Annotated in this window: 9 protein-coding genes, 1 tRNA gene and 2 pseudogenes; 7 read left to right on the forward strand and 5 right to left on the reverse strand. The window is 70.6% G+C overall.

Going from position 1 to position 9,892, the window contains the following annotated elements; all coding sequences use genetic code 11:
• The first annotated feature begins 18 nt into the window (after positions 1–18).
• From AC2TEW_RS37405 to istB, 4 genes and pseudogenes are all read left to right on the forward strand, one after another.
• A complete protein-coding gene (locus AC2TEW_RS37405) occupies positions 19–429 on the forward strand; it encodes a transposase (RefSeq protein WP_484627687.1) in 411 nt (136 codons plus the stop codon).
• Positions 430–539: 110 nt separating this feature from the next.
• Positions 540–722: pseudogene (locus AC2TEW_RS37410) on the forward strand (IS3 family transposase); the annotation flags it as partial.
• A gap of 153 nt (positions 723–875) precedes the next feature.
• A complete protein-coding gene (istA, locus tag AC2TEW_RS37415; RefSeq protein WP_484627688.1) occupies positions 876–2,564 on the forward strand; it encodes an IS21 family transposase in 1,689 nt (562 codons plus the stop codon).
• A 77-nt stretch (positions 2,565–2,641) separates the two neighbouring features.
• Positions 2,642–3,415, forward strand: a complete 774-nt coding sequence (gene istB / locus AC2TEW_RS37420; protein ID WP_484627694.1) for an IS21-like element helper ATPase IstB — start codon at positions 2,642–2,644, stop codon at positions 3,413–3,415.
• A gap of 40 nt (positions 3,416–3,455) precedes the next feature.
• Here istB and AC2TEW_RS37425 read toward each other — a convergent pair whose 3' ends face one another.
• Together AC2TEW_RS37425 and AC2TEW_RS37430 are read right to left on the reverse strand one after the other, a co-directional pair.
• Positions 3,456–3,998: a hypothetical protein gene (locus tag AC2TEW_RS37425; RefSeq protein ID WP_484627689.1), complete on the reverse strand. Its 543-nt coding sequence runs from the start codon at positions 3,996–3,998 to the stop codon at positions 3,456–3,458.
• 320 nt (positions 3,999–4,318) lie between these two features.
• Positions 4,319–4,681, reverse strand: a pseudogene (locus AC2TEW_RS37430) (IS6 family transposase); the annotation flags it as partial.
• Positions 4,682–5,020: 339 nt separating this feature from the next.
• Between AC2TEW_RS37430 and AC2TEW_RS37435 the strand changes: the two are divergent.
• The gene (locus AC2TEW_RS37435; protein WP_484627690.1) at positions 5,021–5,932 is read left to right on the forward strand and encodes a GNAT family N-acetyltransferase; all 912 of its coding nucleotides are present in this window, start codon (positions 5,021–5,023) and stop codon (positions 5,930–5,932) included.
• Here AC2TEW_RS37435 and AC2TEW_RS37440 read toward each other — a convergent pair.
• Both AC2TEW_RS37440 and AC2TEW_RS37445 read right to left on the reverse strand, forming a co-directional pair.
• Positions 5,922–6,554: an ATP-dependent DNA ligase gene (locus AC2TEW_RS37440; protein WP_484627691.1), complete on the reverse strand. Its 633-nt coding sequence runs from the start codon at positions 6,552–6,554 to the stop codon at positions 5,922–5,924. The two genes, AC2TEW_RS37435 and AC2TEW_RS37440, sit on opposite strands and share 11 nt — an antisense overlap.
• Positions 6,555–6,618: 64 nt before the next feature.
• The gene (locus AC2TEW_RS37445) at positions 6,619–6,945 is read right to left on the reverse strand and encodes a hypothetical protein (protein WP_484627692.1); all 327 of its coding nucleotides are present in this window, start codon (positions 6,943–6,945) and stop codon (positions 6,619–6,621) included.
• Positions 6,946–7,069: 124 nt separating this feature from the next.
• Between AC2TEW_RS37445 and AC2TEW_RS37450 the strand changes: the two genes are divergently transcribed.
• A tRNA-Ile gene (locus AC2TEW_RS37450) sits at positions 7,070–7,146 on the forward strand.
• A 176-nt stretch (positions 7,147–7,322) separates the two neighbouring features.
• Positions 7,323–9,539, forward strand: a complete 2,217-nt coding sequence (gene recD2, locus AC2TEW_RS37455; RefSeq protein WP_484627695.1) for an SF1B family DNA helicase RecD2 — start codon at positions 7,323–7,325, stop codon at positions 9,537–9,539.
• A 95-nt stretch (positions 9,540–9,634) separates the two neighbouring features.
• Here the strand turns inward: recD2 and AC2TEW_RS37460 are convergent.
• A partial coding sequence (locus AC2TEW_RS37460) for a transposase (protein WP_484627693.1) occupies positions 9,635–9,892 on the reverse strand: 258 nt, incomplete at its 5' end.

Below are 9,892 nucleotides of genomic sequence, written 5' to 3' on the forward strand. Positions count from 1 at the left end.
GGGGCTTCGCCCTGATGGGTGGACACGCTGATACTGGATCTGCTTGATCCGGAGGAAGCGAGAACACCGCCGATGGCGATGAAGGACTACTCGGACGAGTTCAAGGCCGATGCCGTGGCCTTGTACGAGTCCACGCCCGGGGCGACCTACAAGGACATCGCCGCTGACCTGGGCATCAACAGGGCGACGCTGCGCGAGTGGGTGCTGCGGGGCCGCGAACGCCGCGGCCTCGACCCTGCCGCCGAACGGCCAGGTGGGAAGGCGCCGGCCGGGGCAGGACAGCCTGCCGTGTCCGGTGATCCGGAGATGCGGATCCGGCAGTTGGAGGCCCGGGTGGCCGAGCTTGAGGCGAGCGAGCGGAAGCTGGCCACCGAGCGTGACATCCTGCGCAAGGCGGCCAAGTATTTCGCCGGCGAGACGAACTGGTGAGCCGCTTCCAGTTCGTCCGTGACCACCGGGACACCTACGAGGTGAAGCGGCTGTGCCAGGTCCTGGACGTCAACCGGTCCAGCTACTACAAATGGCTCGGCGGCGCCGGTGCCAGAGCCGTCCGCCGACGCCAGGACGAGGTCCTGGCCGAACAGATCCGCCGCATCCACACCGACTCCGGTGGCGCCTACGGCTCGCCGAGGGTGACCGCGGAACTGCGCGAGACCGGGACGCAGGTGAACCACAAGCGGGTCGCCCGGGTTGAGTTTTTCGGGGTGGTTGGGGACCACGTTTTCGGTGGGTTCGGGCACCAGCGAATTTTCGGTATGTTCGGGCTCCACCTCGTGTGATGGTCTGTGACATGCCGCGTTCGGCGTAATCGGTGGACGTGGGCCGTTTGGCGGTCACGCTGTGCCTGTTGATCACGGTCCAGGTCAGGGAGACCGATGGTGCACAGGTCGCGTGAGGTGTTGTTCGAGCGGATCCGGCGGGCCCGGCGGGAGCAGGGGCTGTCCGGTCGGGAGCTCGCGGTCCGGTTCAAGGTGTCGCGGCGCACGGTGCGGCAGGCGCTGGAGTCGCCGGTGCCGCCGAAACGCAGGCCCCAGCCGCCGCGGGCGAGTGTGCTGGAGCCGGTGAAGGGCTTCATCGACCAGATGCTTCGGGAGGACCTGGACGCGCCCGCGAAGCAGAAGCACACGATCACGCGGATCATCGAGCGTCTCGCGGCGGAGCACGATTTCGAGCTGGCCCGGCAGACCACGGTCTGGGAGTACGTTAAGGCCCGCCGCCCGGAGATCAAGGCGGAGGCACTGGAGGGCCGCCGGCATCTCGAGGGCGTGGTCCCGCAGGCCAAGCGCCCGGGTGAGGAGGCGGAGGTCGACTTCGCGGACTTCTGGCTCGACCTCGCGGGCCAGCGCCGCAAGTGCGTCCTGTTCACCCTGCGCCTGTCCTACTCGGGGAAGGCGATCCACCGCGCCTACGCCACCGCCTCGCAGGAGGCGTTCCTGGAAGGGCGTCTGGAGGCGTTCACCGTGCTGGGCGGGGTGCCGTCGGTCCACATCCGGTACGACAACCTGAGGCCCGCAGTCAAGCAGGTGTTGTTCGGCCGGTCGCGGTTGGAGTCGACGAGGTGGGCGTCGTTCAAGTCCTGGTACCAGTTCTCGGCGTTCTACTGCGCGCCCGGCGAGGACGGCGCGCACGAGAAGGGCGGGGTGGAGCACGAGGGCGGCCGTTTCCGCCGCAAGCACCTGGTCCCGCCGCCGGCGGTGGAGTCGCTGGCGGAACTCAACGAGCGCCTGGCCGCGATCGACGTCGCCGAGGACGCCCGGCACGTCCACGGCCGCCCGACCTCGATCGGCTTCGACTTCGAGGCCGAGCGCGATCGGCTGCGGCCGCTGCCGGCGGACGACTACGACTGCGGGATCGACCTGGTGCCCACCGTCGGGCGCAACAGCCGGGTCACGGTGAGGCAGTGCTACTACTCGGTGCCGGCGAAGTTCATCGGGCAGAAGGTGCGGGTGAAGCTGCGGGCGAACGAGCTCCTCGTGCTCGACGGCCGCCACGTCGTGGCCCGTCACCCGCGTCTGACCAGGCGTTACACCTACCACGACATCCTGGACCACTACCTGGAGATCCTGCTGGTCAAGCCGGGCGCGTTCGCCGGCGCATCCGCGCTCGCGCAGGCCAGGGCTGAGGGCGGGTTCACCAAGGTCCACGAGGCGTTCTGGGCAGCCGCCAAACAGAAGGCCGGGGAGCGCGAGGGCACGCGGATGCTGATCGAGGTCCTGCTGCTGCACCGCCAGCTGCCCGCCGAGGCGCTGGTGGCGGCGATGGAGACCTGCCTGCGGATCGGCTCGGTCTCCACGGACCTGGTCGCGATCGAGGCCCGCAAGGCGATGGAGGGCACCGATGCCGACGACGCTGAACTCCTCACCGAGGACGACGTCGCCGTTGGCACCGGTGACGGGGCCGCGGGCGAGGTGGGTGCTCAGGTGATCTCGCTGCACGCGCGGAGGCTGCCGCCCGACCCACGCACCGCGCTGCCCGACATGAGCAAGTACGACCGGCTCCTGGCGCCGGCCATCACCACCCGACCGAGCATCGCGAACGCCGACCAGAAGGGCCACGGGGCATGACCCGCACCATCACCGTCACCGACCACGACCTGGACACCGACGAGGACCAGGGACACGGCCGGGTCCCGCCCCGCCGGATGTCCCTGCCGGGCGATCCGGAGGACATGCTCATCGACGAGGCCTGTCGGGATCTGAAACTGCCCGCGTTCCGCGACCGGTTCATCGAGCTCGCCGCCACCGCCCGGCGCGAGCAGGCCACCTACAAGCAGTTCCTCCTGGACCTGCTGCAGGTCGAGCTCGCCGACCGCGACGTCCGCCGCCAGCAGCGGCTCCTGCGGATGGCCCGTTTCCCACGGCCCAAGCGGCTGGAGGACTTCGACTTCACCAAGAACCCCAACGTCACCCCCGAGGTCGTCGCCGACCTGAAGTCACCCGCCTGGGTCCGCGAGGGCCGACCACTGGTTCTGATCGGTGACAGCGGCACCGGCAAGAGCCACCTGCTGATCGGGATCGGCACCGCGATCGCCGAGGCCGGCCTGTCGGTCCGCTACACCACCACCAGCGCGCTGGTGAACGAGCTCGCCGAGGCCGACGCGGGCCGCCGTCTGTCCTCCGTGATCGCCCGCTACAGCAAGATCGATCTTCTGTGCCTGGACGAGTTCGGCTACCTCAACCTGGACCGCAAGGGCGCCAAACTGCTGTTCCAGATCTTCACCGAGCGCGAGGAATGCAAGGCCACCGCCGTCGCCACGAACTCGCCCTTCACCGAGTGGGACAAGACCTTCGGCGACGCCCGGCTCTGCGCGGCCATCGCCGACCGGATCACCTTCCGCTGCACCCTCATCCAGACCGGCACCGACTCCTACCGCTACCAAGCCACCCAGGAAGGCCTGTTCTCCGCCCCGAAGTGACGCCCGCGGCGGCCGGCCGGACCAGAACGAGCACGGGTGTTCAGGGCGCGAAGGTGACGGTGACCTCCGCCCACCCGTCCTTCGTTCCCAGCCGGCTGGTCGCTCCCACCGCGGCATGACGCCAGTCGGCGCAGAGCTCGCGCAGGTCGCGGTCCAGCCCGGCCGGACGGGGATCGTCCGGAGCTGCGGTCCCACGCGCCGCCCGGACAACGGCCTGCAGGAGAGGCTCCAGGTCCGGTCCGCTCTCGCTCCCGGTCACGCGACGCCCACCGTCGCCGATCACCCACCGGACCTCCCACACGAACGGACTCCCGGGCCGGTGCAGTACCTCGGCGCCGATCTCCGCAACGGTCCGCGAGGCCGCGTCCGACCGGGTCTCGCCGCTGTCGGACATCCGCCGGACGATCGCGTTCTCGACCGCCTCCGCGACACTTCGCGGAAGAACGCCGCGCTGGCGGAACACATCGCCGGCCACGTCCGCCATTGCCTGGGACGCCGCCTCCCGCCGCGTCCCGCCGGCCTCCACGATCTGCTCGATCAGGGACTCGACCGCGGCCACCGCCGCACGCGTCTGCTCGTTCACGGCCTTCACCCTACGCGGCAACGCCAACCGGTCCAGCGCCGATATCCGCCGATCTGTTCGGCCCGGCTCACGCACTCTCAGCGAGGGCGGGCCCCTGGCCGCGACTTGTCAGGGAGGCAGCACCAGGGCCCGCGGCAACACGCTATCCACGCTTCCCCGCAGACGCTCCGGACACTCCGGCCTTCCCCAGAAGCTCACCCGATCAGTGGCTCCCAATCTCGCCGGAAAACTCGCAGCAGAGCTGAGTACATCCGCACCACGAACGGCCTAACCCCGGCGCCCACTCTCACCGAAGGCGCGGTGCTCATATGACCCGACGAAATCAAACGCCCGGCCGCGGCCTTGTCCCGCCGGTTCTGCACCAGGATGTCCAGGACGTTCCCGTGCTGGTCGACCGCGCGCCACAGGTACTTCCGCTCGCCGTTGATCCGGATGAACACCTCGTCCAGGTGCCACTTGTCACCCGGCCGCGGACGTCGGCGGCGCAGTACGTTCGCCCAGGTCTGCCCGAACTTCAGACACCAGCGCCGGATCGTCTCGTAGGACACGACGACGCCGCGCTCGAGCATCAGCTCCTCCACCTCGCGGAAGCTGAGCGGGAACCGGAAGTACAGCCACACACAGTGCGAGATGACCTCCACCGGGTACCGGTGGTTGCTGTACGACGGCGGCGTGGACGACACGGACAAGCCCCTTCGGTACGACCAACCCGAAGATCATCCCACCCCGCCACCAACAACGTGACAGTGCCCCGCCACGTCTTCCTCGACCAGCTCCCCGCACCGATCGCAGAACTCCCACTCCACCCCGCCAGCCCGGCCGTCACCGCCCATAGCTCCGGTCTACCCGCACCCCCGCCCACCAGCCACCCGAGAACAGGCCCCGCCGCGCCGCGCCAACCATCGGGAAGAAACCGGCCCCTCAACCAGCCCGCGCGGACAATGGGACCACCCGCAGCACGCACAGCCCCAATGCCTCGCGGGCGACAGCCGTTCCACCGTCGAGCGAGGAGTGAGGACCTGGTGGCGTTGACCGCTACCCCTACGGCCGGGGCGTTCACCGCCCGCCCCTACCAAAGGGCCGACCGCCGCGCGGTCCTGGCCCTGATCGACGCCGACCGGCGGCCCGGCCGGCCCAGGCCCGACGCCCACGCCCTGGCCGCCGCTCTGGACGGTCACACCGGGACGGGCCAACCGCAGACCAGCGGCCTGGAACAGGTCCACAGCGATGTCCTGCTCGACCGCCGCCGCGTGATCGGCGTGATCTGCTACGCGCTGCGCGCGCACGACCAGGCGGGCGTGATCCTGTGGGCGCACGGCCGGGAAGACTTCACCACCATGGCGGTGCTGCTGGCCTGGGCCCGCGCCCGTCTCGGGCCCGACCGCACCTGGTACGCCTTCCCCGGCGCCCCCGCCACCGCCCCCACAGCGGAGGGCCTGCCGGTCCGCCACCGCCCCGCCACCGCCCACGCCCTCACCTCCACCGGATTCACCCCCATCGCCGCACGCGCGTGGTGGCACCGCCCTCTCACCGAAACGCACCCCACACCGGCCGCCTACCCCCTGGCCGCCGTCACCCCGACCCACGATCCCGACGGCTGGCTGCTGCGCCTGACCGACACCGACGGCACCCCGATCGCCCACGCCCGTCTCGACGCCCCCGCCCACCACACCGCCCACCTGCGCCACCTCACCGTCGCCCAAGCCCACCGCGGCCACGGCACCGGCCGCCACCTCCTCGCCCAGTGCCTGGCCCTCGCCACCCGCCACAGCGCCACCGGGATCACCGCGGTCACCGACACCACCGACCCCCACGACCCGGCCCACCGGCTCCTGACCGGCGCCGGCTTCACCCCCGCCGACGTGCTCACCGTCTACCGGCGCCCCCGAACGGCACCGGCAGGTGCGGCAGCTGCAACACCGCTCAGTTCCTGACCTTGATCCAGTCCCGGGAGCGCCGCCCGGGCAGATACGCACTGGCCAGGCGCTTGGCCACCACCCCGTCGAAACCGTCGGCCCGGGCATCGGCCAACGCCTCGGCACCCATGCCCGGCCAGCGCGCCGGGGTCTGCACGTGCCCGGCCGTCAGCTGCAGATCGTCCAACAGCGCCCGACGGCCGATGTACGGGGTGTGCAGGACCGGCTGGCCCACCGCGAGAACGTCGTACAGCACCAACCGCACCGGCAACTCCTCCACCGCCCGCTCCACCGCCGCCAGGTGGTGCAGACTCATCCGCTCCTGCAACCGCCCCACCGACGGCCGGCCCCGACCGTCCAGGGCAACGATCTCCCCGTCCAGCACCGCCTCCAGCCCCTCCGGCAACAGACCCGGCAGCTCCCCCAGCTCCGGATAGCCCGCCGTGACGTCCGCCCCCGCCTGCGACCACAACCGCAGCGTGCCGTCCCCCGGCAGATGCACGATCACCCGCGCACCGTTCCACCACGTCTCGAACGCGTACTCCCCCTCGCGATCCGGCCCCGGCAGCGGGCCGATCACCGCGAGCATCGGCGCCAGTACCGGCAACACAACCGGATCCCCCGGCAAGCGGGCACTCATACCCCCAGCATCCACCCGCAACCAGCTCCCCGCCGACCGCTCACCCGGTCACCCGGTCACCCGGTCACCCGGTCACCCGCAGATCACCACCCACCGCGACCACCCGCAGCCCTGCCCCGCGCAGAACCGTCTCCAACGCCCCCGTCACCGCCCCGCGCACCAACACCTCCCAGCCCGCCGGGACACCACCCACCCCACCAAGCTGCTCCACCGCCGTGCAACCCGCGGCCGCGGCACCGTCCACAAGCGCCGCCTCCGGCCGCCACCCCACCAGCACGCCCCGCGGGCGCAGCCCGACCTGTAGACCCGCGCCGGACGTGTGCGCCACATCGAACCCGGCGCACCACAACACACGGCACACCTCCTCGAACAACGCCATGCCCTCCGCCATCACCCGAACCTCGACCCGCGCCCCAGCTCCCCGCACCTCCACCGTCGCACGCCAGCCCACCACCCGCAGCCCACCACGGGAGCGCGTGGAATACCCGGCCCCCTGCCGGAGCTTGACCCAAGGTGGGGTGGTAGCTCAGACGGTCAGAGCAGGAGACTCATAATCCTCCGGTCGCGGGTTCGAGCCCCGCCCACCCCACCACCGGTAGAGCACGAGCAGACAACCCCACCACACACACATCGACTCAGCTCGAGCCCAAGCCCACTGCGGCCGGCGGTTTGCAGCGCCCCGCACGAGAAGCACCCCAGGCGGTACGGTGCCGGTACAGCGGGACAGCGGCAGGGAGGGCGAGGGTGGGGTCGGCAGCACAGCCAGCAGTGCGGCAGTTGGCTGAGGTGGAGGGGGTGCTGGAGCGGATCACCTACGCGAACGAGGAGACCGGCTACACCGTCGCCCGCGTGGACACCGGCCGCGGCGCCAACGACCTGCTGACCGTGGTCGGCGCGCTGCTCGGCGCCCAGGTCGGCGAGTCCCTGCGGCTGCACGGACGCTGGGGATCCCACCCCCAGTACGGCAAGCAGTTCACGGTGGAGAACTACACCACCGTTCTCCCCGCGACGGTGCAGGGCATCCGGCGCTACCTCGGCTCCGGGCTGATCAAGGGCATCGGCCCGCGGATCGCCGAGCGCATCGTCGAGACGTTCGGCACCGACACCCTCGACGTCATCGAGACCGAACCCGAACGACTCATCGAGGTCCCCGGCCTCGGCCCCAAACGCACCCGGAAGATCGCCGAGGCGTGGGAGGAGCAGAAGGCCATCAAGGAGGTCATGGTCTTCCTGCAGGGCGTCGGGGTGTCCACGTCGTTGGCGGTGCGAATCTACAAGAAGTACGGCGACTCCTCGATCGGGGTGGTGAAGAACCAGCCCTACCGGCTGGCCTCCGATGTGTGGGGTATCGGCTTTTTGACCGCGGACCGGATCGCGCAGGCGGTCGGCATCCCGCACGACTCCCCGGAGCGGGTCAAGGCCGGCCTGCAGTACGCCCTCTCCCAGAGCACCGACCAGGGCCACTGCTACCTCCCCGAGGAACGCCTGATCTCCGACGGGGTGAAACTCCTCCAGGTCGACATGGGGCTGGTGATCGACAGCCTGGCGGAGCTCGTGGCCGAGGACGGCGTGGTCCGCGAACAGATCCCCGGCGAGACGGGTGAGCCGATCACCGCGGTGTACCTGGTGCCGTTCCACCGCGCCGAGATCTCCCTCACCAACCAGCTGCTGCGCCTGCTCCACGCCGACACCGACCGGATGCCCGCCTTCGGCGGCCCCGGCGGTGCGGGTGTCGACTGGGACGCGGCGCTCGGCTGGCTCGCCCGGCGCACCGGCGCCGATCTGGCCCCCGAACAGCGCCAGGCGGTCCAGCTCGCGCTGACCGAGAGGGTGGCGGTGCTGACCGGCGGCCCGGGCTGCGGCAAGTCCTTCACCGTGAAATCGATCGTCACGATGGCGCTGGCCAAGAACGCGAAGGTCGTCCTCGCCGCTCCGACCGGCCGCGCCGCGAAACGCCTCGCGGAGCTGACCGGTGCGGAGGCGTCCACCGTTCACCGGCTGCTGGAGCTCCGCCCCGGGGGCGACGCCGCCTACGACCGGGACCGGCCGCTGGACGCCGACCTGGTCGTGGTCGACGAGGCCTCCATGCTGGACCTGATCCTCGCCAACAAACTGGCCAAGGCCGTCGCCCCCGGCGCACACCTGCTGTTCGTCGGCGACGTCGACCAGCTTCCCTCGGTCGGCGCCGGCGAAGTCCTGCGCGACATGCTCGCCCCCGGCAGTCCCATCCCGGCCGTCCGGCTCACCCAGGTCTTCCGCCAGGCGCAGCAGTCCGGCGTGGTCACCAACGCCCACCGCATCAACCAGGGCCTGCCGCCGGTCACCGACGACTTGCCCGACTTCTTCCTGTTCATCGAGGAGGACACCGAACGCGCCGCTGGCCTCACCGTCGATGTCGCCGCCCGCCGCATCCCCCACAAGTTCGGCCTCGACCCGCGCCGGGATGTACAAGTGCTCGCGCCGATGCACCGCGGGCCCGCCGGCGCGGGCAACCTGAACACCCTGCTGCAGGGGGCGATCACCCCCGCCGCCGAGCACGTGGCGGAGCGCCGGTTCGGCGGACGGACCTTCCGGGTCGGCGACAAGGTCACCCAGATCCGCAACAACTACGAGAAGGGCACCAACGGCGTCTTCAACGGCACCGTCGGCGTCGTCACCACCCTCGACCCCGTCGAGCAGAAACTCACCGTCCTCACCGACGAGGACGAAGACATCACGTACGACTTCGACGAACTCGACGAACTCGCCCACGCCTACGCCGTCACCATCCACCGCTCCCAGGGCAGCGAATACCCCGCCGTCGTCATCCCCCTGACCACCTCCGCCTGGACCATGCTCCAGCGCAACCTCCTCTACACCGCCGTCACCCGCGCCAAGAAACTCGTCGTCCTCGTCGGCTCCCGCCGCGCCCTCGCCCAAGCCGTCCGCGCCGTCAGCGCCGGCCGCCGCCACACCGCCCTCGACCACCGTCTCACCCACACCTGACCACTTGCGGGTGTCCGGGGGTCTATCAGGATTTCGGTGTACGGCACCCGTTTGGGCTAGGTGTTGATCTTGCTGTGGGGTGTGGGCCGGTTGGCTCACACTCGTCCGGCTGACAGGCGTCCGTCGAAGGCGATGTCGAAGGCGTTGAGGGCGCCGAGCCAGCGGTTGCTCCAGCGTTGGCGGCCGCGTCCGGTGGGGTCGAGTGCGAGAGTCGCCAGGTAGAGCCGTTTCATCGCGGCCTGTTCGTTCGGGAAGTGGCCGCAAGCGGTCGCTGCCCTGCGGTAGCGGGAGTTGAGGCTCTCGATGGCGTTGGTGGTGCAGATGATCTTCCGGATCTCGGTGTCGAAGCCGAG

The sequence above is a fragment of the Kitasatospora sp. NEAU-CNBT7 genome, assembly GCF_057220535.1.